This window comes from Paenibacillus sp. FSL P2-0089, from assembly GCF_038595095.1.
Classification (GTDB): Bacteria; Bacillota; Bacilli; order Paenibacillales; family Paenibacillaceae; genus Paenibacillus_AQ; species Paenibacillus_AQ silagei.
In genome coordinates this window covers 7205829-7228018 of sequence record NZ_CP152006.1, presented here as the reverse complement: position 1 = coordinate 7228018, position 22190 = coordinate 7205829, and the positions used below count along the sequence as shown (strand labels likewise).

General features: G+C 52.5%; 24 protein-coding genes. 18 read left to right on the top strand and 6 right to left on the bottom strand.

Annotation, left to right across the window (positions count from 1 at the left end):
• Positions 1-62 precede the first annotated feature (62 nt).
• Complete coding sequence (locus NST69_RS30810) at positions 63-650, top strand: TetR/AcrR family transcriptional regulator (RefSeq protein WP_342547997.1); 588 nt, start codon at positions 63-65, stop codon at positions 648-650.
• A 17-nt stretch (positions 651-667) separates the two neighbouring features.
• The gene (locus tag NST69_RS30805) at positions 668-1273 is read left to right on the top strand and encodes a suppressor of fused domain protein (RefSeq protein WP_342547996.1); all 606 of its coding nucleotides are present in this window, start codon (positions 668-670) and stop codon (positions 1271-1273) included.
• On the opposite strand, the gene NST69_RS30800 is transcribed toward NST69_RS30805, so the two are convergent.
• A complete protein-coding gene (locus tag NST69_RS30800) occupies positions 1270-1470 on the bottom strand; it encodes a winged helix-turn-helix transcriptional regulator (protein ID WP_342547995.1) in 201 nt (66 codons plus the stop codon). The two genes, NST69_RS30805 and NST69_RS30800, sit on opposite strands and share 4 nt — an antisense overlap.
• A 268-nt stretch (positions 1471-1738) precedes the next feature.
• Here NST69_RS30800 and NST69_RS30795 point away from each other — a divergent pair, with 268 nt between their 5' ends.
• Positions 1739-2734 (top strand): zinc-binding dehydrogenase, encoded by a 996-nt coding sequence (locus tag NST69_RS30795; RefSeq protein ID WP_342547994.1) that lies wholly within the window; start codon positions 1739-1741, stop codon positions 2732-2734.
• 372 nt (positions 2735-3106) lie between these two features.
• Positions 3107-3508, top strand: coding sequence for a VOC family protein (locus NST69_RS30790; protein ID WP_342547993.1), 402 nt, complete (start codon positions 3107-3109; stop codon positions 3506-3508).
• A gap of 143 nt (positions 3509-3651) precedes the next feature.
• On the opposite strand, the gene NST69_RS30785 is transcribed toward NST69_RS30790, so the two are convergent.
• A complete protein-coding gene (locus NST69_RS30785; protein ID WP_342547991.1) occupies positions 3652-4191 on the bottom strand; it encodes a DUF6199 family natural product biosynthesis protein in 540 nt (179 codons plus the stop codon).
• 163 nt (positions 4192-4354) lie between these two features.
• Between NST69_RS30785 and NST69_RS30780 the strand changes: the two genes are divergently transcribed.
• The 5 genes from NST69_RS30780 to NST69_RS30760 all read left to right on the top strand — a co-directional run bounded on the left by NST69_RS30780 (position 4355) and on the right by NST69_RS30760 (position 8895).
• A complete protein-coding gene (locus NST69_RS30780; RefSeq protein WP_342547990.1) occupies positions 4355-5314 on the top strand; it encodes an effector binding domain-containing protein in 960 nt (319 codons plus the stop codon).
• 121 nt (positions 5315-5435) lie between these two features.
• Positions 5436-5903 carry a hypothetical protein gene (locus NST69_RS30775; protein ID WP_342547989.1) on the top strand — a complete coding sequence of 156 codons (468 nt, stop codon included), beginning with the start codon at positions 5436-5438 and terminating at the stop codon, positions 5901-5903.
• A gap of 67 nt (positions 5904-5970) precedes the next feature.
• The gene (locus NST69_RS30770; RefSeq protein ID WP_342547988.1) at positions 5971-6939 is read left to right on the top strand and encodes a helix-turn-helix transcriptional regulator; all 969 of its coding nucleotides are present in this window, start codon (positions 5971-5973) and stop codon (positions 6937-6939) included.
• A 154-nt stretch (positions 6940-7093) separates the two neighbouring features.
• The gene (locus tag NST69_RS30765) at positions 7094-8299 is read left to right on the top strand and encodes a hypothetical protein (RefSeq protein WP_342547987.1); all 1206 of its coding nucleotides are present in this window, start codon (positions 7094-7096) and stop codon (positions 8297-8299) included.
• 89 nt (positions 8300-8388) lie between these two features.
• Positions 8389-8895 carry an SMI1/KNR4 family protein gene (locus tag NST69_RS30760; RefSeq protein WP_342547986.1) on the top strand — a complete coding sequence of 169 codons (507 nt, stop codon included), beginning with the start codon at positions 8389-8391 and terminating at the stop codon, positions 8893-8895.
• Positions 8896-8961: 66 nt separating this feature from the next.
• On the opposite strand, the gene NST69_RS30755 is transcribed toward NST69_RS30760, so the two are convergent.
• Together NST69_RS30755 and NST69_RS30750 are read right to left on the bottom strand one after the other, a co-directional pair.
• Positions 8962-9666 carry a hypothetical protein gene (locus tag NST69_RS30755; protein WP_342547985.1) on the bottom strand — a complete coding sequence of 235 codons (705 nt, stop codon included), beginning with the start codon at positions 9664-9666 and terminating at the stop codon, positions 8962-8964.
• 3 nt (positions 9667-9669) lie between these two features.
• Entirely contained in the window at positions 9670-10524 is an 855-nt protein-coding gene (locus NST69_RS30750) for a LysR family transcriptional regulator (RefSeq protein WP_342547984.1), read from the bottom strand.
• A gap of 135 nt (positions 10525-10659) precedes the next feature.
• Here NST69_RS30750 and NST69_RS30745 point away from each other — a divergent pair, with 135 nt between their 5' ends.
• Positions 10660-11826, top strand: a complete 1167-nt coding sequence (locus tag NST69_RS30745; RefSeq protein WP_342547983.1) for a hypothetical protein — start codon at positions 10660-10662, stop codon at positions 11824-11826.
• A gap of 24 nt (positions 11827-11850) precedes the next feature.
• Here NST69_RS30745 and NST69_RS30740 read toward each other — a convergent pair whose 3' ends face one another.
• Positions 11851-12126, bottom strand: coding sequence for a hypothetical protein (locus tag NST69_RS30740; protein WP_036722949.1), 276 nt, complete (start codon positions 12124-12126; stop codon positions 11851-11853).
• Positions 12127-12222: 96 nt separating this feature from the next.
• Positions 12223-13224 (bottom strand): PocR ligand-binding domain-containing protein, encoded by a 1002-nt coding sequence (locus NST69_RS30735; RefSeq protein WP_342547982.1) that lies wholly within the window; start codon positions 13222-13224, stop codon positions 12223-12225.
• Positions 13225-13395: 171 nt separating this feature from the next.
• Here NST69_RS30735 and NST69_RS30730 point away from each other — a divergent pair, with 171 nt between their 5' ends.
• From NST69_RS30730 to NST69_RS30695, 8 genes are all read left to right on the top strand, one after another.
• Entirely contained in the window at positions 13396-14538 is a 1143-nt protein-coding gene (locus NST69_RS30730) for a glycerol dehydrogenase (protein WP_209868978.1), read from the top strand.
• A complete protein-coding gene (dhaK, locus tag NST69_RS30725; RefSeq protein WP_342547981.1) occupies positions 14535-16295 on the top strand; it encodes a dihydroxyacetone kinase subunit DhaK in 1761 nt (586 codons plus the stop codon). Before NST69_RS30730 ends, dhaK begins: the two co-directional genes overlap by 4 nt.
• Positions 16296-16455: 160 nt before the next feature.
• On the top strand, positions 16456-17787 hold the full coding sequence (locus tag NST69_RS30720; RefSeq protein ID WP_342547980.1) for an SMI1/KNR4 family protein: 1332 nt from the start codon (positions 16456-16458) through the stop codon (positions 17785-17787).
• A 54-nt stretch (positions 17788-17841) separates the two neighbouring features.
• Entirely contained in the window at positions 17842-19386 is a 1545-nt protein-coding gene (locus tag NST69_RS30715) for a class I adenylate-forming enzyme family protein (protein ID WP_342547979.1), read from the top strand.
• Between the two features lie 12 nt (positions 19387-19398).
• Positions 19399-20298 (top strand): NAD(P)-dependent oxidoreductase, encoded by a 900-nt coding sequence (locus NST69_RS30710; protein WP_342547978.1) that lies wholly within the window; start codon positions 19399-19401, stop codon positions 20296-20298.
• The gene (locus NST69_RS30705) at positions 20288-21265 is read left to right on the top strand and encodes a phosphotransferase (RefSeq protein ID WP_342547977.1); all 978 of its coding nucleotides are present in this window, start codon (positions 20288-20290) and stop codon (positions 21263-21265) included. The genes NST69_RS30710 and NST69_RS30705 overlap by 11 nt, the downstream gene beginning before the upstream one ends.
• A 143-nt stretch (positions 21266-21408) precedes the next feature.
• Entirely contained in the window at positions 21409-21828 is a 420-nt protein-coding gene (locus tag NST69_RS30700) for a collagen-like protein (RefSeq protein WP_342547976.1), read from the top strand.
• Positions 21829-21904: 76 nt separating this feature from the next.
• On the top strand, positions 21905-22174 hold the full coding sequence (locus NST69_RS30695) for a hypothetical protein (RefSeq protein ID WP_036722938.1): 270 nt from the start codon (positions 21905-21907) through the stop codon (positions 22172-22174).
• The last annotated feature ends 16 nt before the right edge of the window (positions 22175-22190 follow it).

The following is a 22190-nucleotide window of genomic DNA, read 5'->3' as shown; positions in this document are numbered from 1 at the left end:
ACAGGAGGATCTGCGGCAAATACAATCGTAATATACCATTCGATATGAAATGAGGGAGTTCTATGGCCCGGCCGCGTGAATTTGATCAGGATAGGGCGCTAGAGGCAGCTATGCATGTATTTTGGGAAAAAGGGTTCGAAGCGGCCTCCTTAAGCGACTTAACCGCAAGAATGGGCATTCAGCGTCCAAGCCTATACTCTGCCTTTGGAGACAAGAAGGGCCTATTTGAAGCTGCCCTGCGAAAATATACGAGTTCCCATGCCGCGTATGTCCGGGGCAGTCTGCACAAGCATTCTTCAGTGAAAGAAGCATTCCGTACTTTTTTTGAAGATGTGGTGTCCAAAGAATATGAGAAAAGCCCGAGCACGGGGTGCTTCTGCATTAATTCAATGGTGGAGCTGGCTCCCCATGATGAGAAGTTCGAGATTCTGACCAGGGAACATCAGATGTACCTCTCGGTCATCTTCCAGGAAACGATTGAACGGGGTATGCAGTCAGGGGAGCTGGATGCAGGGATAAATGCCAAGAATCTGGCGCAGACGCTGGTCATTTCGTTAATAGGACTTACCGTGTTCCTGAAATCCCGTCCGGATAGGGTAGTGATTGATAACTTTGTGAAACAGATACTTACCCTAGTAACCATATCCTAATCAAAAGAGGGAAGGTGATGGCTATCTTTATGGAATCAAGCAAAGAGAGGGAGTTCTCCTTCGATATCCGCAGAACAGTGATCTTAGGTGCATACATGCGGGATTGGCAGATGCCGGAATGCCGGATCATCTTAAGCAAGCCCGATACAGCCGTCCATGTTGAGGTTTACTATTTTCCGGCTGATGATGAGACTACAGTGGCGAGGTTCGCAACAGTCGGGTTATCCGCAGCTCACCGCCCGAATGGACAAGCTGTGGGTACGGAGTGGATGATGGCTCTGACCTCTGACTTAGGCGGAGAGTCTGTGGACCGGATATTTACCTATCTCTGTGATCTTATCGCCCATCATATAGAGGGTGCAGGTGATTCACGGATACCTAGAGTGATGGAAGAGAGTCCGCTGGCCCCGGCTAACTGGACAACCACTGCTTTTCTGCTGGATGAGCTGAGGGGAGAAAGTGAAGAGCTTGAAGAGATTCAGGTCGGGAGCGAGAGGGTTGAGATCCTATGGGCGCTACCAGTCACGGCGCAGGAGGCTGCATTAATCTTAAGTGAAGGCGTGGAGGCCTTTGATTCCTACATCGAAGAGATCGAGCATTCTATTATTGATCCGCGGCGCTAGTCAGACTCCAGTTCGCCGATACGTTCAGCACCATATAACTGGTTCAGATGCTCAATGTGGTTGACTCCCCAATCATTCATGGCCTGCATGATGCCGGACAAGCTTCTTCCGTATTCCGTGATGGAGTATTCCACCTTCGGCGGGATTTGGTGGTAAATCTCACGGTGGACAATATTATGGTATTCCAGCTCACGCAACTGCTGTGAAGACGGATACCCTGAGACCTTGCTTCAAGAGGATGCCAGTTATCCTTTCGGGTATGGGGCCCTTTATATTTACGACCAGATCGGGCCGGCCGGGATTAAGCATCCGGTAGCAGGATTCTGGCAATTCTCTTAGGACCGGTTCAGGCTTACTGCTATCATTATTAATGATACTCACCTTCTCTTCTAATCATTTTACCTAACCGCTGTAACAGCCTACACTTTGTATGAAGCCACTACAGCGTAACAGGAGGATATGAAGATGAAGGCAATTACATTTGGACCGCAGGGTCTGCAATATACGGATCATCCGGACAAGCGTCCTGAACAGGGGCAGGTCAAGGTAAGGCTGCGAACAGCCGGACTCAATCACCGGGATTTATTCATTATAGCTGCTGCTTCTGCTACAGAAGGTGCACCGGGTCCGATTCATCCTTGCGTGCTTGGTTCAGACGGGGCTGGCGTTATTGAAGAGACGGGTGAAGGGGTAAGTGGATTATCTCAGGGAATGGAAGTCATCATTAATCCATGTCTCGGCTGGAATCGGGCGGATGAGGTACCTGTGGTTCCTGACATATTGGGTTACCCTGCAGACGGGACTTTTGCGGAATATGTCATTGTGCCAGAGCAGAATGTAGTACCTAAGCCAGCGTATCTGTCCTGGGAAGAGGCGGGTGTGTTACCCCTAGCGGCACTTACTGCGTATCGGGCGTTATTCACTAGAGGGGGCCTGAAGCGGGGCGACCATGTGCTGATTCCGGGCATTGGCGGCGGAGTGGCTACGTTTGCTGCTCTAATGGCGGCAGCGGCTGGGGCGCGGGTCACGGTCACCTCCAGAAGTGAAGCGAAGCGTACGCAAGCTCTTCAATTACCGGTTACACAGGTGATAGACAGCAACAGCCGTTGGCGGGAAGAGCTCCAGAGCAACCCTGTAGACCTGATCCTGGATAGCGTGGGTCCTGCGACATTCGAGCAATACTTCGAGGTCATCAAGCCTAACGGGAGAATCGTCATGTTCGGCGCAAGCTCAGGCGATGATCTCTCCATTCCGGCAAGAGCGATATTCTTCCCGCAGCTTCAGTTGCTTGGAACATCCATGGGCAGCCATGAAGAGTTCACCGCGATGCTTCGGTTCATGGAGCAGCATCAGATACACCCTATCATGGATAGCGTGTATTCCTTAGCGGAGACCCCGCTTGCCCTTCAGCGGATGGAACGCGCAGAGCAGCTTGGGAATATTGCCCTGAGAATAGGCTAAGGGTAGAGAGACAGGACATGCAGGCGCTACTGATTCGGCCCGATTGCCTTGCGCCAGCTGAATGTGATCGGTTTTTCGATTACAATTGGAGCGATAGCCTTGCGCCAGCTGAATGTGATCGGTTTTTCGATTACATTTGGAGCGGATAGCCTTGCGCCAGCTGAATGTGATCGGTTTTTCGATTACAATTGGAGCGATAGCCTTGCGTCAGCCGAATGTGATCGGTTTTTCGATTACAATTGGAGCGGATAGCCTTGCGCCAGCTCAATGTGATCGGTTTTTCGTCTACAATAAAAACGCTACTGACATAACGTTGTCAGTAGCGTTTTTTTATCATTAGACATGTACACATTCAAGAGAGGATGAACACTTATGAATTTCGCTTCGATACGTATAATTACAGACGACATCGATCGTCTGGTGGGGTTCTATGAGCAAGTGATAGGGATAACGGCGGAGCGGCCCGCTCCTGTTTTTGCTGAATTCGTAATGCCTTCATGTACCCTTGCCATCGGCCACTCCAAGACAGCGCAGCTATTCGGTACTGACTCTGTAGTGGCGGGAAGTAACCGCACGGTTATTATGGAGTTCCGCGTTGACGATGTTGAAGCGGAGTATGCACGCTTGAAGCCAACTGTTGAGGATTGGGTACAGGAGCCAACCACGATGCCGTGGGGGAACCGCTCGATGCTGTTCCGTGATCCCGACGGCAACCTGGTGAACCTTTTTCAGCCGGTGACGGAGGATGCGGTTAAACGGTTTGAGGGCAGGTAACGAAAGAAAAAGCTGAAGGTCCCGACGGGTAGCCTCCAGCTTTTTTGTTGTTTAGGAAATTATGATTTTCTGCTGTTGTGGATAAGTGGCGCGCGGGTAAACTCATTCACCCGCAGGGTGATTTTGTTCTGCATAAAGCATGTCTAATTCCCGTAATCCTTAAGCCACGACTTCAGTGATCCGCTCATGATCTCATATTCGCTCTGTGCATCATCGGGATGCAGTTCAATTCCCCCGGACGGGCCCAGGATAACCATATCTACACGGGTCTGATCCTTAAAGGTGATAGTCCCAGTGTTGCTTGCCCCGAACGAATTCCCTGCATCAAAAGGTCTAAGCTCAGCATCCTGGATCATTTGGATCATTCCATTTGTTTCTTCTTTGCTTAATACGGTGGGGTTAATCATGCCGATGCTGATTTCCTGAACCTGCCCCGATTCCAGCTTCTCCTTGAACTGCTCTGACCATCGGCGCTCTGCGTTTCCTGAGGCGCAGCTGGATACCATCAGGATGAAACCGGCGATTACCAGGACCACACCTGTAACTCGTTCTGCCCCTAAGGCCAGCCCGCTGGGCTCTGCATTCTTGAACCTCCAGCCCAGCCGTAAATACCAGGCTACCTGAGGCCAAATGGCTATAACCAATCCAATAGCTATGATTACAGCACCAAGAAATCCAGTCAAATCAATCACATCCTATGCCGGTTAATTCATATTTACTACGGGAAACTATTCGTTCAGGTTTCTTTTATAGAAATTCCTTACAATATAGGTATTGACTTGACGTGCACGTAAACTTGTAGGATAGAGCCATGAAGTACTTCATAGCCACAGGAAAGGAGAATTCATGATTACCACTCAGCTCAGTAAAATCGGAGAGGTGTCGGCCCGGTACGGCATCTCCAGCCGGACGCTTAGATACTACGAGGAGATCGGGCTGATCGCCAGCATCAGGGAACCGGGTAGCGCAAAACGCCTGTACAGCCAAGAGATGCTCAGGAGGCTCGAACTGATTCTGCTGCTGAAGCAGTTAAGCTTCTCCGTAAAAGACATTACAGCGGTACTGTTAGCATCTGAACTGTCAACGGCGGTCGGTGTATTCTGCAACAAACTGGGAGAGGTTCAGCGGGAGATCAGCAATATGCTGGTACTCAGGGAGCTTCTCGAACGGTATGTGGAATTATTGCAGGTACAGGGTGTCGCCAAGGGCAATGCCATCGGTCTGTTATTGGAGCAGTCGAAGAGGATTAATCTGGACGTTGCTGCCATGTTTCGTGAAGGAGAATTGAATATAAGAACGGAGGAATCAGGAAGAATGGAACATCAATTAGTGAAGCTGGAGGATCATCAGGTCCGGTTTATTGAATTGAAGCCGATGAAGGTGGCGTACTATCAGACTACTGCAGGGAATCAGCCGGAGGATGAGGCGTGGAATGTGCTGTATGCATGGGTGAAGGAAAAAGGGTTAGACCAGGATCCGGCCACCCGGTATTTCGGTTTCAATCAGCCTGGCGCGCATAATGAGCATGGTTATGAGATGTGGGCTACGGTCTCTGGGGACACCGAACCCTCGGGCGAGGTACGGATCAAGCAGACGGGTGGCGGCCTCTATGCGGTCTCCAGCCTATACGGACTCGATATTCCTGAAGCCTGGAACCGCTTAAATGAATGGGTGCAGAGCAGTAAATATCAGCCGGGCCCGGCTCAATGGCTGGAGGAGCACTTCCTGTTCAACGGGGATATGTATGTTAACGAAGCGTTCCAGCTCGATCTTTATTACCCCGTAGCCGTACAGGCGAAGGTTTAATCCAGACATGTGCTAAGGCCATCCCTGCCATGGATGGTCTTTACCCTTGAGAAGGGAAAACGGGGGGGTTAACAGAAATGGTATAGGAGACAGGAAATCAGTGAAGCGGAAGGATAGAGCCATGAGTAACTTAATTCTGAAGCATTGGACGGAGGAGTGTGAGCTGCCCGGGATCAATTGTATTGCTTGGGCAGATGGCAGCATTACGATTCTGAATATTGAGACCTGTTACGACCCGAATACCCGTCAGCGTACAATGCGCTGTTCCCCCTTGTGTGACACAACAATTGAGAGCATTGTGAAGTATAACGATGATCCTTGGACCATTGTTGATGCATGGACGAGTCTGGATTATGAGGGCGGTACAATCTACGGCGGGGACGGGCAGATGGGGAATGAGGGCTTCATTGCCTGCACCGATGCGGGCGGCAATATGGTTTGGGCTTTTTTCTCGGATGTCACCAATCCTATCAAGCAATTAAGTATTGAAGACCGGACATTAATCGCGATGAATGAGCATGATGAGCTGAGGATCGAGATCAATCTGGATCATCTTACAGAGATGAGGCTGATCCCATGCCGCAAGTAGAATCAAGAAATGCCTTTTCCAGTATTCTAGAATGAACATAGAGCGGTTGGAAGGGGGTGAGCGGACGGTGTACGAGTGGCACAGGCAGATCCAGACCATAGTCGATGATATGGACCAAAGTATTAAGCAGCATAACAGTGAGGCTATAACGCTGCAATCTCTTGCTGACAAGCTGGGTTATTCGGAGTTTCATACGACGAGAAAGTTCAAAGAGATATCCGGGATGCAGCTTAGGGATTACCTTCGCCACCGGAAGCTGGCTTTTGCACTGAAGGAGGTGCGGGACAGCGGAAAAAGCATTCTGGATATTGCGCTCGACTATGGATTCTCCTCCCATGAAGCCTTTACGCGCGCGTTCAAGGTGACCTATGGTGTGGCCCCAAGCGAGTACCGGAGACACCCGTATCCTGTTGTCCTTCGTACCAAAATCAACCCGTTTGACCGCTACTTTTTCGGACTAGGAGAGGTTGGCATGATCAAATCTACAGAAGAGGTTAAGATTTATTTCGTAACCATTCCGGCGCACAAATTCCTGCACATTAAGAATTACGAGAGCAACGGGTACTGGGATTTCTGGCAGAAGCAGAGCCTGATTCCAGGGCAGGACTGCGAGACCATCAGCGGCTTGCTGGATAGTATCAAGGGGAAGCTGGATGATGACGGCGGAAGCGATACGAACAGCGGCAACGGCCAGATTATGGCGTATATGAATGACCCGGACGGCAGGCTCTGCGATTGGGGATTTCCGCGTACAGAGTGTTATGGTGTGCGTCTCCCTTATGAGTATGAAGGTGAATTCCCCGCGCAGATGCTGATGGCGGATGTCCCCGAGGCCGAGTATATCGTATTCGAGCACGGGCCATTCGATTATGAGCAGGAGAATCGCAGTGTCGAGGAACGGATGGAGCAGGCGATGGCCACTTTTGACTATACAGGCACTGGCTACTGCTTCGATCCCAGCCCCGGCCGGATCATCTACTTCTATTTCAACCCGGATCGGTACTTCAAGTATGTCCGGCCTGTACGGAAGTTATAGTCGCTGCCAAGCACCTGCTGCTTCATAGGGTAGGTGCTTTACTGATTTCCATAGAAGAAAAGCATTGTAACTCTACCCATGACATACAGCACTGAGAGCATCCATAATTTGTGATTAACTTGTAAGAGTTGATGATGAAAGGGTGATATTTCTTTTGGATGTAAAAAGTCCCAATACATACAGCGGCGTAGCGGCTCAGGCGCGAATAAGGTATGCTCGCCCTCTGCTGCTTGCCCTAATGGCGATACTTCTGATCAGCAGCCTGACAGCCTGCAGCGGCAACTCTTCTGCGGGTGAAACAGCAAGTCCGTCTGCACAACCAGCCAGTCCATCGGCACCTCCTGCCCAATTGGCCCAGGCAACGCCTGCTGCAACCCCGCTAACGACCAAAGCGACTGGCCAGATTTATCTGTATGGCGAATCCCATGGGGTTGCCAAGATTATGGACAAGGAATATGAAGCCTGGTCTGACTATTACCACAACAAGGGCATGAGACACTTATTTGTGGAGCAGTCCTATTACGCTGCCGAATACTTGAACCTGTGGATGCAGTCGGACAATGATGACATTTTAGAGGAGCTTTATCAGGATTGGGAAGGGACGGAGAGTCACACGCCATATACGAAGACGTTCTATAAGAAAATAAAGAGCGAATGCCCGGAGACAATCTTTCACGGAACAGATATTGGGCATGGACCTGATACTACCGGCGAGCGGTTCTTGTCTTATCTTAAGGCCAACGATTTGACCGGATCGGAGATATACACCTTAACAACCGAAGCGATTCAGCAGGGCCAGAGGTATTACAGGAGTTACGATAATGTATACCGGGAAAATAAGATGACGGAGAATTTCATCCGAGAATTTGAAAAGCTGGGCAACGAGAGCATCATGGGCATTTACGGGGCAGCGCATACCGGAGTCAATGAAATGGAACTTATTACCCAATCGGTCCCTTGCATGGCGAATCAGTTGCAGAAGCACTATGGCAGTAACCTGCATACGGAGGACATAAGCTGGATGGTTAAGGATATTGACCGTATCCGGGTGGATCACATCACCTTGCAGGGCAAGAAGTACACGGCTTCGTATTATGGGAAGCAGGATATAAGCGGAGTCAAGGATTACGCCTCCCGGGAGTTTTGGCGACTGGAGGGGGCTTACGAAGATGTCAACAAGCTGCCACTGACGGGTAATGTTCTTCCATATGATCAATATCCGATGCTGATCGAAGAAGGACAGGTCTTTGCCATCAGCTTTACTAAAACAGACGGTTCGGTGGAAAGAGAGTACTATGTGTCTAACGGTAAGCAGTGGGAGGGAAGGGATGCGACATGGAAACTTAAGATAACGGAATGACTTGCTGTATGTAAGCAAACCTGCGGAAATGGTATATTGGTGTAGGAGTTTCCATTTCTTAAGCGGATGGGCAGGTGTATCATTTGGACATGAATAATGGAAAAGGAAAAACTTATGTTGTGGAATTTATGACTTGGGCGGAGGCAAACGGCTGGGAGATTAGGAAGAAATCCGGTGCTCAGCTGCATTTGAATAGCGGCATTACTTCCAGATATAAAGGACTGCCCAAAGAGTACTCAGATTTTCTAAGTGTAGTTGAAACCTGCGTTGCACCGGGTGAGCAAACCTGGTTTATTTGTGAGGCTGAGTTCAATCATAGCGCGGAAACCGAATTCCGTTGGAATGAATTTGAAATGCTTAGTGTGGAGGCAGCAGCGGGTGATCCAGCTTGGCAGTCCGAGATCACGGCCTGGTGGGATCATCACTTGCCGATCGTAATGTCTGTGAAGGACGGATATTCCTTCTACGCCATCGACTTAACGACAGACAGCGGGGCTATTGTTCATGGATGTGAGCCTGAATTCGAAGAGGTTGAGCAGGTAGCCGATTCATTTGGGGAGTTTCTGGCCTGGATGATGTCGGATTCGAGTAGATAGATTCTAAGATGCGAAAAGATCAGAACCTGGGGGGATAGGTTCTGATCTTTTTTATTGATTAGGAGATTATGATTTTCGTCCGATGTGGATAAGTTGTGCATAAAGTTGGGGGTAAGTGTCTTGGAGCATCGGCAGGATGACTATATTCTGGTTCAGTAATAGGAATGACTTCGCTGATTTCACCGAACAGCCGGATATGGTCGAAAAACCGATCACATTCGGTGCGGCGGAGGCGTGTGGGCCGGATATGGTCGAAAAACCGATCACATTCGGTGCGGCAGAGGCGTGTGGGCCGGATATGGTCGAAAAACCGATCACATTCGGTGCGGCAGAGGCATGTGGGCCGGATATGGTCGAAAAACCGACCCCATTCGGTGCGGCAGAGGCGTGTGGGCCGGATATGATCGAAAAACCGATCACATTCGGTGCGGCAGAGGCGTGTGGGCCGGATATGGTCGAAAAACCGACCCCATTCGGTGCGGCAGAGGCGTGTGGGCCGGATATGGTCGAAAAACCGATCACATTCGGTGCGGCAGAGGCGTGTTGGTTGGATATGGTCGAAAAACCGACCACATTTGGTGCGGCAGAGGCGTGTGGGCCGGATATGGTCGAAAAACCGATCACATTCGGTGCGGCAGAGGCGTGTTGGTTGGATATGGTCGAAAAACCGACCACATTTGGTGCGGCAGAGGCGTGTGGGCCGGATATGATCGAAAAACCGATCACATTCGGTGCGGCAGAGGCGTGTGGGCCGGATATGGTTTTTATCATTATCTATCTCTGCCCCACCATCTCCAAAAACCTGGACATTGCACTGGAAAGCACCGAGTTGCGGCGGTATATCAACCATACCTCTAGCTTCCGGTATTCTTCGGGGAGGTCGTGGGAGATAATTCGTCCGGCCTCTTCTGCCTTGCGGATCGAGGACTCAGGCAGCAGGGATACGCCGAGTCCGGCAGATACTCCGTTCAGAATCATTTCAAGCGTGCCGAATTCCCGGATCTGAACCGAGTGCATCCCGCTCTCGCGCAGGAAGCGCTCCGCTTTGACCCGGTGCGTGCAGCCAACGTCGAAGAACAGCATGGGCTTTTGCAGCAACTCATGCAACTCAGTTGTCCCCGGTTCAGCAATGAGCACCAGCTCCTCCTCGTAAGCCGCAACATGCCCGATATCCGGCTGGTCTATGGGTCCATAGACGAAAGCACCATCTAATTTATGATCAAGCACCTTGTGCAGCAGGTCATGCGTTTCACCCGTGATGAGCGACAGATGGACATCGGGGTAGCGGGAATGGTAATCGGCGATCATCGTCGTCAGATGAATGACCGCTGTCGTCTCAATAGAGCCGATCCGCAGCGGGCCGGCCGGGTGCTCCGAGTATTGTGTTGATTGGACAGCCTCGTCCATTAGCATCAGTATGGCATTCGCGTATTCCAGCAGGTTCTCCCCCGCAGGCGTTAATGTCATCCCCCGGTTGGACCGGTGGAACAGCGGGACCTTCAGCTCGGCCTCCAGGAACTGGATCCGGCTGGTCACATTGGACTGAACATAGTTCAAGGCTTGCGCAGCCTTCGTAATCGTACCCTCACGGGCAACAGCCTGAAAAATCCTCAAATCTCCACTTTCCATTGCGGTGTCACCTTCTGTATATCATAATCTATGGTAGTACCTTCCGATGCTGATCATTGTACTGAATTCCATCCTTGATGACAAATTAAAAAGGGAAGCCGGGAGCTAGAGCCTGCTGGCCGAAAGGAGACCTATATGGCATATGACCGGATCGATTGGCATTCCGGGGGAGATTATCCTGCAGATCTGCCGGAAGAGAATGGCGGGATTCATATCGGGATGTTCCTGGCCTGGGCCTTGGGCCGCGGTATGGCGGGGGAAATTCACCTTGAGGAGTCGGCGGAGGCGCTGAAGCGGCTGAAACGCCGTGAGCTCACAGGGCTGGAATACCTGCTGGAGTACTGTGACGGGAAGTTCTGGGATGAGGATCTGGACGAGCGCGGCAATGCCTTCGCCGCCGATTATTACGACGGTCAATCGCCCTTCGCCGCACAGTATGGAAGCTACCTTAATGATTATTGTGAGGTCTTCAACCGCCAGGCGGCTGAACAAGGCCGTGAATACCCCAGCATCTATCATGTGGAGAACACCTGGGAGAATTATGACCGCCTACAGCCCGTGCTGGACGAACGTTATGCCCAGTGGGAGGTCTGGTCTGAAGGCCCTTCTAACCGTAAGCTTGATCCCAAAGCTCAATTCCTTCAGGCCTGCCAGCAGACCGGGCAGCAGTTCCTCCAGGCAGAGGGCTTCAAATCCAATAAGGCCGGAACGGTATGGAAAAAAACAGCGGCCGACAAGGACACCGTATTTGAGCTCTCTTTCAATCCGCAGTCTTACAACACCCGCACCGATGTACGGATGACCGTGAACCTGCGGATTGCTAGCAAGTCCCTCAAAAAATGGCTTGCCGGACAAACCGGCAGAGGGGACGATACTGTTCTGTTCGGCTCGCTGCGCAGGCCGCAGAAATCTTCAAGCGCTATCGTCTGGCAGGTCGCTGGCTCACAGCTGGATTCCTCCCTGGAGAGTATCGGTCAGCTGATCGGGGAACGTGTCCTGCCGCTGTTCGAGCTGTTCGCAGACCGTCCCCGCGCACTGGAGCAGCTTGCCGCCTGCGGCGCAGGATTCCCCGGCATCTGCGATGCTGAATCCAGTCCGCTGGCCTATCTGCTGTGTTTCGGCACACAAGAGCAGGCGCAGCGCTTCTTTACGAATTATTTCAACAGCCGGCCGTCGCCTTGGCGCCGGAATATTCATCAGACCTACAAGCGGCTGCAGGAGGGAGAATCATGGGACTATTCCGCCTATGTCCGTGAGAATGATGTGAAGCTGGCGTTCAAGAACGGCCTGGTTATCCCTTGATGCTGTAGACAGGCAGCAGGGATGTTACCACACTCCGAAGCCCGGATCATACTCCCGGACGGCCGAATAAATCGCCTCCACTATACGGGGAAGGTCTTCTTCCGGGTAGCCATAGTCCTCGGGCATGGCCTGCGGGTGAACAATAGCAGATACGCTGCCGGGGTACAGCTCAATCTTATGCTTTTCTATCCCAATCTCGAAAGAATCCTTGAATGTCAACCCGTCATGGGCCAGAAAAAAGTACAGGTCGTGTATATCATCCTCTTCAATGATGAGCACACCTTGTTCGTTCAGCTTCATGCGGCTAACCCCCTGCTCGAATAGTGTTGTATCTATTATACCGGATCGGGCGGAGGCTGAGAATGATTCAAGCCAGCTATCCCATTCATCTTCCCCTCAATGTCTGTCCTTAAGTGCAGCACGGTAGGACAGGGGAGTTGCCGACTCGTATTTCTTGAAGATCTTAATGAAATAACCGGCATCGCAAAAATTCAAGTGATTGCTGATCTCGTTGACTGACCAATCTGTTGTTGCCAACAGCTCCTTCGCCCACCCGATCTTCATGCGTGCGACATATAGGGAGAAATGCTCGCCCATCTCCCTGGTGAACAGGCGGCTGAAGTAGCTCGGGCTGATATGGCAGAGCTGCGCCAGCATTTTCAGCGAGAAATTCTCCTCCCGGTGGCTCAGCATATAGTCCAAAGCAGGCTGCAGCGTAGGACTTATGCATTCCGTCTTGTATGCGCTTCCCGAAGAGGCCGGAGTCTTGGGAGCCGAGGGCGGCTCTAGGGGCAGCGCAGACCGTTCGGGCTTCGGCTTGGCCTCCTGCTGCGGGTTCAAGGCCTCATGCTGCCGGCTTCGCTCCAGCAGCTCATTCTTCAGGATCGATTCCTTGACCACATAGTTGCACAAATGATAGAGCATATCGGCGGTGGCTACGACCTCCTCATACGTCATGACGGGCAACAGCTCGTACTTGCGGGCCCGATCCTCCGTCATAGCGTCCTGCTGCGGACGGGACACAATCTGCTCCAGATTCGGGCCGCTTCCCTCCGCCAGCCGGATCTGTCCGGCCATCAGCGCACCGATGTACTGATTATCGACAATGATAGGGATAGCAATGTCGAGAATATCGAAGTGGCAGCGGTAGATATAGGGCCGGCTCAGCCGCACAGCCTCCAGACCTCCGCGCGCGTCACATTTTTGACAATAGGCTGAGAATTCCTTGTCGCTGCGCACGGTCTGGCAGAAGGCTTGGCAGCGGCTATGTGCTGTAACCGGCACGCCTTTATAATCGACCATAATGATGGCCATGCGCGTCACCAGGGACAATGATTCCTGAAGCTTGCCCCATTCATCCATATCAATGATATATTTCAAATCGAATTTGGATTGCATCCGGCTCACTCCTTCCATTTACAGTGACAATGAGAACAAGATAATTATAATTCAGATGCTGACAACATAATAATACTATTTTGCAGCATATTAATTCGTTTGCTTTGTCCCATGCGCCCCTCCATCCACTTGTCTATAATGGGGACATACGACTCTAGGAGGAATGAAAGAATGAGAAGAACCTTTATCAGCCCGGCTAAATACACACAAGGTGAGGATGAGCTGCTTCAATTGGGATACTTCGTCAGTACTTTCGGCACATCGGCTCTGCTGATTGCGCACCCGGATGATGTGAAGCGTGTGCAGGCCAAGCTCGATGCCACCAGCAGTCAATTCGGCATTACCCTCGTGAAGGGGGATTTCCAGGGCGAATGCTCCCGGCAGGAGATTTCCAGACTACAGGAGCTGGCCCGTGAGCACAAGTGTGCTTGTACAATCGGTCTTGGCGGAGGCAAAGCGATCGACACGGCCAAATGTGTGGCAGAAGGCGATGCGCTGATTATCGTTCCTACCATTGCGGCCACCGATGCACCCACCAGCCATTCCGCTGTGATTTACACTTCTGAAGGCGCTTTCGAGGATTATGCTTACTTCAAAGCCAGTCCTTCGGTTGTGCTGATTGATACGACCGTTATTGCGCAGGCTCCTACCCGCTTCCTGGTATCCGGGATGGGCGATGCCCTCTCCACCTACTTCGAGGCCAGAGCTACTGCGGCATCCTATTCCAATGTCAATGCGGGGCTTCCTTGCGGAGTGCATGCAGGCGTGATTACGGAGGCCAAAGGCACCAAAGCCGCGCTGGCCCTTGCCCGCTTATGCTACGATACACTGCTGGAGGATGGCGTCTTAGCCAAGCTGGCTTGCGATCAGAACGTGGTGACACCAGCGCTGGAGAATATAATCGAAACGAACATCCTGCTGTCGGGACTTGGCTTCGAGAGCAGCGGTCTGGCTGCCGCACATGCCATCCATAACGGCCTGACGGCGCTTGAAGGCACCCATCATTATTATCATGGCGAGAAGGTGGCCTTCAGCACGATTGCCCAGCTCGTTCTGGAGAATGCGCAGCAGGCAGAGATCGATCAGGTGTTGTCCTTCTGCCACTCCGTGGGCCTTCCCGTATGCCTGGCCGATATTGGTGTCGCTTCTATCTCCCATGAGGAGCTGCTGGAAGTGGCCCGCAAGGCGTGTATCCCGGAGGAGTCGATTCATTCGATGCCGTTCCCGGTTACCGCTGAAGCGGTTGCCGCTGCCATTGCTGTCGCTGACAAGCTGGGCGAAGCCTTCAAGAAGAGTAAGGAGCAGCGCGTATGAAAAAGATAATCAACGATCCGGCCAATCTCGTCCGTGAGATGTGCAGTGGACTGGTGATGGCTCATCCGCAGCTGACATTCGACAGCAAATACAAAATTGTCTCCAGGTCTGCGCCGAATCCTGACAAGGTAACGCTGATCAGCGGCGGGGGCAGCGGCCATGAGCCGGCGCATGCCGGGCTGGTCGGACCGGGAATGCTGGATGCCGCAGTCTGCGGGGATGTCTTCGCCTCCCCGTCACAGATTCAGGTCTACCAGGCGATCCGCAACCATACCGGCCATAAGGGCGCTCTGCTGATCATCAAGAATTACAGCGGCGATATGATGAACTTCCAGAATGCGGCTTATCTGGCGGCTGAGGACGGCCTCGCTGTGGACTATGTGAAGGTTGATGATGATATTGCAGTAGAAGACAGCCTGTATACGGTGGGACGCCGAGGGGTTGCTGGCACGATTCTGGTGCATAAGGTTGCCGGGGCGGCTGCCGAGGCCGGACTGCCGCTGGCCGAGGTGAAGCAGGCCGCGCAGCATGCGGCTGCTCATGTGCGCAGTCTTGGTTTTGCTTTTACCTCCTGTACCGTTCCGGCCAAGGGTACGCCTACCTTCCAGCTTCAGGAGGATGAGATGGAGTATGGGGTCGGCATTCATGGGGAGCCGGGCATCCGCAGAGAAAAGCTGCTGACCGCCGATGAGCTGGCGGAACGTATGATCTCTGCCCTGCTGGCCAGTCTGAACCTGGATCAGCCGGACGGCGGAGAGGTAGTGGTGCTCGTCAACGGCTTCGGCGCAACGCCTCTGCAGGAGCTGTACCTGCTCAATCACTCCGTAATCCGTAGTCTGGGAGAACGGGGGATCATCATCCGCCAATCTCTTGTAGGCAACTATATGACCAGCATAGATATGGCCGGCGCTTCCATCAGCCTGATGAAGCTGGATGATGAACTGCGCAGATGGCTTGCTGAGCCTTGCGATACTCCGGCGCTCCGGTTAACGGGTGAGCTTGCGCCGGTGCAATACGTCAGCCCACTTCCGCAGCAGGAGGCTCAGGCTGAGGTGAGCCTGACGGCCGAGACCGATCCGGGCTTCGCTGTCCTCCGTGACGAACGGCTGCGGCTTACGAACATCATCTATCTGGTGGATAAGATGAGCGAGATTATTATCGCGAATGAGGCTCCCTTCTGTGAGCTGGATGCTCATGCGGGTGATGGAGACTTCGGGATGAGTGTCGCCAAGGGCTTCAAGCAATTGAAGCGGGAATGGAAGGAGCTTGTGCAGGATCACGCTACGGATATCGGAAGCTTCCTTCAGGCCTGCTCCCTGATCATTATGGAGCATTGCGGCGGAGCTTCTGGTCCAATCTGGGGCTCGGCCTTCCGCTCAGCAGGCAAATATGCTACAGGCCGGACCTCGCTGAATACGCTGGAGATGGCCGGGATGCTGGACGCGGCGGCTCAGGGCATCCAGGCTACCGGTGAACGCTCCTTCGGACGGGGAGCAGTCGTGGGTGATAAGACGCTGATCGATGCGCTGATTCCTTGTGCCGAAGCCTGGAAGAACAGCGCGCAGATGCAGTTATCCTTGAAGGAGGCCTTCGCCAAGGGGGCTGAAGCCGCTGTCACGGGGGCGGAGCGTACGAAATCCATCGTTGCGCGGATGGGCCGGGCCGGGACAGTAGGTGAGCGCAGCATCGGCCACCCGGATGCGGGCGCATTTGCCCTGGGGGTTATTTTCACAGAGCTGTCTAACGCGGTCCAATAAGTATTCTATCGTTATAAGCCCGCCTGTCATTTCACCGTGACGGCGGGCTTATTCGTGTCTAGTAAACGAGGAGCCTGAAACATAGGCAGGGTGTGATATGATGGAAGACAATCGCCCAGGCCATTATGTGACATTCTTTGAATATGCAGGAGGGATCATCATGGAATTAGAAAAGCAGGCTGCGCAGCTTGCGCGGATCAGGACGAAGCTGGGGCAGGCCCTGCGCAAGGATGCGGAGTTCGCGGAATTCGGTGCCTCTTCGCATCAATACAAGCTTGCAGAGATGCTTACGTTAGGCGAGCTGGCGGACTGGGAGGCCCAATATGGGATCAAGCTTCCTGAGCCGTTTGCCCGATTCCTGGCAGAGATCGGGAACGGCGGGGCTGGGCCGTATTACGGAATCTATCCGCTTGAACAGGCTACCTCCTATACCGAGCTTCCGGCACTCCAGGGCCGGGCGGCGCTTCGCCCCGGGATGACTGCAGAGGAATGGAATCTATTGACAGAGCCTCTGACGGGGGAGCGGGACATCTCGGATGAAGAGTACGAGGAAGCGAGAAACAAGGCGCTTGGCGGAATGCTGTGTATCGGCACCCAGGGCTGCGAATATGAGATGTATCTCGTGCTGGAAGGGGAGCACCGGGGGAGGATTGTGTATACTTCGGAATTTTTCCCTGACCGCCCGTTCTTCTTCGTCTATGAAGATAACTTCCTGGACTGGTACGAGCGCTGGCTGGATGAGATTATTCTGGATTATGACAACGCATGGTTTGGCAGCCGGCTGCCGGGTGACGAGAATACGCTTATTCAGCTGTATCAGAACACCCCTGACGGGAAGCTGCAGGTCAAGGCGCTGGAGGCCATGTTCAAGTTCAAGCGAATCGCCCCGTCCACCCTGGAATTCCTGAAGCATGTGACGGAGCATAGCCCCCGGGATTCCAAAACAGCCATCTCGCTGCTTTGCAAAACGTCCTTTGCGGCGGGCAGACCCTATCTGCTGAAGCTGCTACAGTCGGATGACGCTGAGGGAGCGCTCCGCGCCTTAACAATTCTGCATACTTACGGCAAGAATGAGGACCGGACCGAATTCATTCCGCTGATCCGGCAGAGGCTTGAGAGGCTTGAAGGGATTAATGATGCGGAAACTCTGCGTTATGCCGGTTATATTCTAAAAGACTGCGATGCTGTGAACCTCCGCGATTTCGCACCCTTCCTGTGCCATACCAGCCTGGTTATGCAGACGGCTGCGATCTATGCCGTGAGAGACTGCGGGAATAAGCAGGAGAGCTGGCAGATCATTGAGCAGATGTTCCGTACCGGAGGTACAGAGGTACTGCGCAGCTCCATTTCACATTGGGACGTTATTCCACATGAGAAGCTTCTGCCTTACTATAAGGCGATATGGCCCGAATACAAAGGAAATCCTAATTTCAGGGAGAAATTCACCGCTTGCTTGCGGGAGCTGCACCTGCCGGATGATTATTTGGGCTGAGCGGATGGGGCGGATCAGCAAATAGCAGGATAAACACTCTTGGAGGGTATACGTATGCTTCTTTCAGAAATATTGCCTCATGTGGCCCGGTTACAGCCCGATCACTATGCTACAAAGTACAGAAATGAGTATCTGACCTATCAACAATTACTGCATCAGGTGAGCTGTGTGGCGGGAGGTCTGAAGGACTTGGGAATAGGACCCGGTGAACGGGTGGCGCTTGCAGGTGATCCTTGTCCATATCTTGTGATTGCAGAATGTGCCGTAATTGCTATAGGTGCCATTCCAGTTACAATCTTTCCAGGTCTGGCCTCTAGAGAGATGAATCAGATCCTTGATGATGCTGCCCCAACAGCTATCGTGTATGATGCGGAGCATCCGAGAATTGCCTCTTCTCTTTCGGCGTCCAATATAGCTTTTGCCATCACGTTCAAGCCTGTCAACGGCGGCCTGTCCTTAGAAGATTTAATCGCGACTTCCTCTCCATTAACAGCATGGTACACAGCACAGCCGGATGATGTCGCTCTTATTATATATACCGGAGGTACGACGGGACGCTCTAAGGGTGTGATGCACTCTCATCGGGCGATCAGAAAGTGGGCTTTCATGAGCCCTGCAAGAGGCGGAGGGCATAATCCGGCCAAAAAATCGCTTGTTCCCAATCAAGCCCATCTTACCGGACAATTTATCCTTTGGACAACTCTTTTTGAAGGAGGCTGTCTCATTTATCCGGACTCCTATCCGCTGCAGGCTAACGAGGTTATAGATATTATTGAGCATGAGCAAATCAGATTTCTGGGAACCGTCGGGCTCCTATTTAGGGATATTACTGCCTTGGCAGGTAACCGTTCCAGAGAAGTCGGGTCCGTGGCAGGCATATCCTGCGGAGGTGCTCCGATCAGTGAGAAGACCTTGCAGCAAGCTCTGGAAGTATTCCCTAACGCGCAGATATCCGAGGTGTATTCACAGACAGAGAGCGGTCAATTTATCAGCTTTTTATCTGTACAAGAGTGCCTTGCAGAGGGGAAGCTTCATCGGCTGCAGTCGGTCGGGAATCCATCCCATATGGAGCGCTGGGGCCAGAAGCCGTTTGAGGTGCGTATAGTCAATGACTCAGGGCAAGATGTAGAGCAAGGAGACATTGGCGAAATCATATGCAGAAGTGAACAAATCATGCTTGGTTACTGGAACAATCCGGAAGAGACAGGCAAGACCATCCGAAATGGGTGGCTTCATACGGGTGATGTCGGCAGATTGGATGAAGACGGTTATCTATATCTTATGGACCGGAAGAAAGACATGATTATAGTGGGAGCTTCTAATGTCTACTGCTCTGAAGTGGAGCAAGCAATCAGCGCACATCCCTCCATCCTTGAGGCTGCTGTGGTAGGAATGCCCCTGCCGGATAAAGGTGAAGAAGTCACTGCGGTAGTTGTACTTAAGGATAAGCAGACACTCGCTCTAGAGGATTTGCAACAATTCTGCGGTCAATCGATAGCCGAATATAAGTTGCCTACCCGCTTAGTGATTACTCAGTCACTTGCCAGAACATCCGTAGGTAAAATAGATAAGAAGGCGATAAAAGAAACTATGTACTAGAGGGGGATCTCAATGAGACTTCGAGATAAAGTCGTTCTCGTAACAGGCGTTACGGGCACGGCAGGAGATAAAATTGCCAGAAGATGTGTTACCGAGGGAGCAGAGGTCAAAGGACTTATCCGAAATGCGGACCAGATTGCACTATGTGAAGAGCTCGGCATTACACCCGTCATCGGAGACTTGACAGATAGAGCTGTTATCGCGGAAGCGCTTCGGAATGTGGATATTGTCATTCACGCTGCGGCGTATCTGGGGGAGGACCGGGCGATTGCCGAGGCGTCCAATGTTCAGGGGGTTCAGAGTCTGGTTGACGGTGCTGTATCTGCGGGAGTGGAACGCTTCGTGCATATTTCTACAGTATCGGTCTATGGTCATTTTGATGGAGAGGTGGAGCTGGATGAGGCTAGCAGCCTTGCCTTCGGCCACGGGGAGGTATACATTTCAACCAAATGTGAATCGGAACGGATTGTACAAGCTGCAAGGGCTAACGGTTTGACAAGTGTGATCCTGCGTCCTGGAGTGATCTGCTCCGAATCCAACTCGCACTGGGGCGACCGACTGATCACTAAGCTTGCTGATTCCGGGGAAGTGGACTGGATTCATCCAGAGGACTTAACGCCCTGGGTGCATGCGGACAACCTGGCTGAGATGTGTGTACTGGCAGCGACGCAGCCTGCGGCTGGGAACCAGTGCTATAACGCAATTGACGGAAATTATCCGGAAAAAGATTTTACGATGCGTATTGGGCTTGCCCTGAATAAGAAGTTCATTATACCGGGCGGGGACCCTATAAGGACGGCGTATAGTTGCGACAAAATAAAAAACGAGCTCGGCTACAGTCCGGTCAAAACGTTCGAGGAGACCGTTGTCCGGCTGGAGCAGCAAGCTAGGGGAGAGCTAAATGTATCATAAACCGAAGGCCATGCGTTCCGTTCTAGATCCAAATTATTTGGAATATTGCCTTAGTCCTCTGTACGACATTGGGGATTGGCGAGATTGCCTGTTCTGGTTACGCGGCTTGAACGATACTTACAGAATCCGTACTGGCACAGGTACTTATATTCTTCGGGTCTACCGCCAATCGATAGCTGAAAGTGATGTTGTCTATGAATTGTCTCTGCTGACACAGCTGGAGCACCAATTAAGCGCAGTAAATACAAAGGTTTCCGTTCCCCTCCCTCAAAAGAACAGCAGCTTATATACGGTCATCGATGCGCCGGAGGGCCCGAGAGTTGCCGTGATTTACAGCTATCTGACAGGCACTGAGAACGTGCTGCATGATGAGGAATCATGTGCTTCCTTCGGAAAATCCGCTGCTGAATTGCATGCTGCCATGGACAGGGTTTCCTTGGATCTGCCTAGACCGGATCTGGATACCCGCGCTCTGATCCTCCAGCCGCTGAACCGTATTGTGGATTATCTAGGTGAGGGACACCGCTCTGCTGCGTACCTGCGCGAGTTCGCCGGTGCATTAACGGAACGGATCAATGCTGCTAGTCCGGGCCTGGACTGGGGCATCTGCCACGGAGATTTGCACGGGAATAACAATGCCTTCCAGGAGGGCGATGCGTTCACGCATTATGATTTTGAATGGGCGGCACAAGGTTGGCGCGCCTACGACTTGGCCCAGGTCCGGCATAGAAAACGCCTGCCTCAGGAGAAGAAGGAACCGCTGTGGCAGGCGTTAATGTCGGGCTACCGCTCGGTCAGAGACTTCTCCGAACAAGATGAATCTGTAATTGATCTGTTTATGATTGCCCGCCGGTTGTGGGTGATGGGACTTGATGTCGAGTTCATCAGTGATAGCGGGGCGCTGGATTACACGGAAGACTGGCTGGAGGAGTTCATTGATGAGTTCCGCTCTTACGATATAGTCTGATGATCCATGAGCTATAGTGCAGATTGCCCTCCGCTAGGCGGGATGCTGTTAAAAGCCCATTGCACCTGGGCATCCGCCCAGGCATCTTCTCCGCGAATGCATATGATGATTATGCCTAATGAAACGAAAGAGGAGCGATAGATATGGGATTTATACCAGTGCCGGGAGGCGGCGGAGGATTTCCGGGGATACCGGGATTTCCGGGTGGACCAGGCTTGCCGGGAGGGCCGGGGATTCCAGGGATTCCAGGGATTCCAGGCGGAGGGCCCGGAGGATTTCCGGGGACGCCCGGGGGTGCGCCGGGAGGAGTAGCCGCACCGACGGCGCCACCACCGCAATTCGTACCGCAAGCACCAGCGGTCACGGCTTATGCGGTTGACCCCGGGGGCATCAGAGGATGCCTGTTCCGCAACACTTATATCTGGCTGAATAATGGTGAGCAGTTCTGGTTCTACCCGGTATTCGTGGGCAGAAGTTCGGTCGCAGGCTTCAGATGGAACGGCTTCTTCTGGGGATACTACGGCGTTGATTTGAACCGGGTTAGCTCGTTCACCTGCTTCTAGCCTGGCGGCATCTCCCTGTTTGGCGTACCGTGACTTGGTTAAGTATAGATCAAGATCACGGACAGGGAGGTGTACTATGGACAACCTGTGGATGGCATTCGTCTACCCTGGCAGCTTCTTGAGTCTGCTGGGGATTGTATTACTCATTATTGGCTATCAACGGCGGCGCACGGGCAGGCGTACCCGTCTGGAAGGCGCGGTAGCCCAGCCCGGCCCGCCGGCACCTGGAGGCCCAGGCACCGCATCGTTTCAGCGGGAGGTACGGTATTCGCTGATGGGAGGCATTCTGCTGGGGCTGGGCTTGCTCCTATTTGCTGCATTGGGCGTTACCTCGCTGTTAGAATAGGACAAGCGTATTGAGC

What these genes read in the sequence shown, in the direction of transcription:
- NST69_RS30810 (WP_342547997.1), top strand. Translation starts at nt 63, where the DNA reads ATGGCCCGGCCGCGTGAATTTGATCAGGATAGGGCGCTAGAGGCAGCT.
- NST69_RS30805 (WP_342547996.1), top strand. Translation starts at nt 668, where the DNA reads ATGGCTATCTTTATGGAATCAAGCAAAGAGAGGGAGTTCTCCTTCGAT.
- NST69_RS30795 (WP_342547994.1), top strand. Translation starts at nt 1,739, where the DNA reads ATGAAGGCAATTACATTTGGACCGCAGGGTCTGCAATATACGGATCAT.
- NST69_RS30790 (WP_342547993.1), top strand. Translation starts at nt 3,107, where the DNA reads ATGAATTTCGCTTCGATACGTATAATTACAGACGACATCGATCGTCTG.
- NST69_RS30780 (WP_342547990.1), top strand. Translation starts at nt 4,355, where the DNA reads ATGATTACCACTCAGCTCAGTAAAATCGGAGAGGTGTCGGCCCGGTAC.
- NST69_RS30775 (WP_342547989.1), top strand. Translation starts at nt 5,436, where the DNA reads ATGAGTAACTTAATTCTGAAGCATTGGACGGAGGAGTGTGAGCTGCCC.
- NST69_RS30760 (WP_342547986.1), top strand. Translation starts at nt 8,389, where the DNA reads ATGAATAATGGAAAAGGAAAAACTTATGTTGTGGAATTTATGACTTGG.
- NST69_RS30755 (WP_342547985.1), bottom strand. Translation starts at nt 9,666, where the DNA reads ATGATAAAAACCATATCCGGCCCACACGCCTCTGCCGCACCGAATGTG.
- NST69_RS30750 (WP_342547984.1), bottom strand. Translation starts at nt 10,524, where the DNA reads ATGGAAAGTGGAGATTTGAGGATTTTTCAGGCTGTTGCCCGTGAGGGT.
- NST69_RS30745 (WP_342547983.1), top strand. Translation starts at nt 10,660, where the DNA reads ATGGCATATGACCGGATCGATTGGCATTCCGGGGGAGATTATCCTGCA.
- NST69_RS30740 (WP_036722949.1), bottom strand. Translation starts at nt 12,126, where the DNA reads ATGAAGCTGAACGAACAAGGTGTGCTCATCATTGAAGAGGATGATATA.
- NST69_RS30735 (WP_342547982.1), bottom strand. Translation starts at nt 13,224, where the DNA reads ATGCAATCCAAATTCGATTTGAAATATATCATTGATATGGATGAATGG.
- NST69_RS30730 (WP_209868978.1), top strand. Translation starts at nt 13,396, where the DNA reads ATGAGAAGAACCTTTATCAGCCCGGCTAAATACACACAAGGTGAGGAT.
- dhaK (WP_342547981.1), top strand. Translation starts at nt 14,535, where the DNA reads ATGAAAAAGATAATCAACGATCCGGCCAATCTCGTCCGTGAGATGTGC.
- NST69_RS30720 (WP_342547980.1), top strand. Translation starts at nt 16,456, where the DNA reads ATGGAATTAGAAAAGCAGGCTGCGCAGCTTGCGCGGATCAGGACGAAG.
- NST69_RS30715 (WP_342547979.1), top strand. Translation starts at nt 17,842, where the DNA reads ATGCTTCTTTCAGAAATATTGCCTCATGTGGCCCGGTTACAGCCCGAT.
- NST69_RS30710 (WP_342547978.1), top strand. Translation starts at nt 19,399, where the DNA reads ATGAGACTTCGAGATAAAGTCGTTCTCGTAACAGGCGTTACGGGCACG.
- NST69_RS30705 (WP_342547977.1), top strand. Translation starts at nt 20,288, where the DNA reads ATGTATCATAAACCGAAGGCCATGCGTTCCGTTCTAGATCCAAATTAT.
- NST69_RS30700 (WP_342547976.1), top strand. Translation starts at nt 21,409, where the DNA reads ATGGGATTTATACCAGTGCCGGGAGGCGGCGGAGGATTTCCGGGGATA.
- NST69_RS30695 (WP_036722938.1), top strand. Translation starts at nt 21,905, where the DNA reads ATGGACAACCTGTGGATGGCATTCGTCTACCCTGGCAGCTTCTTGAGT.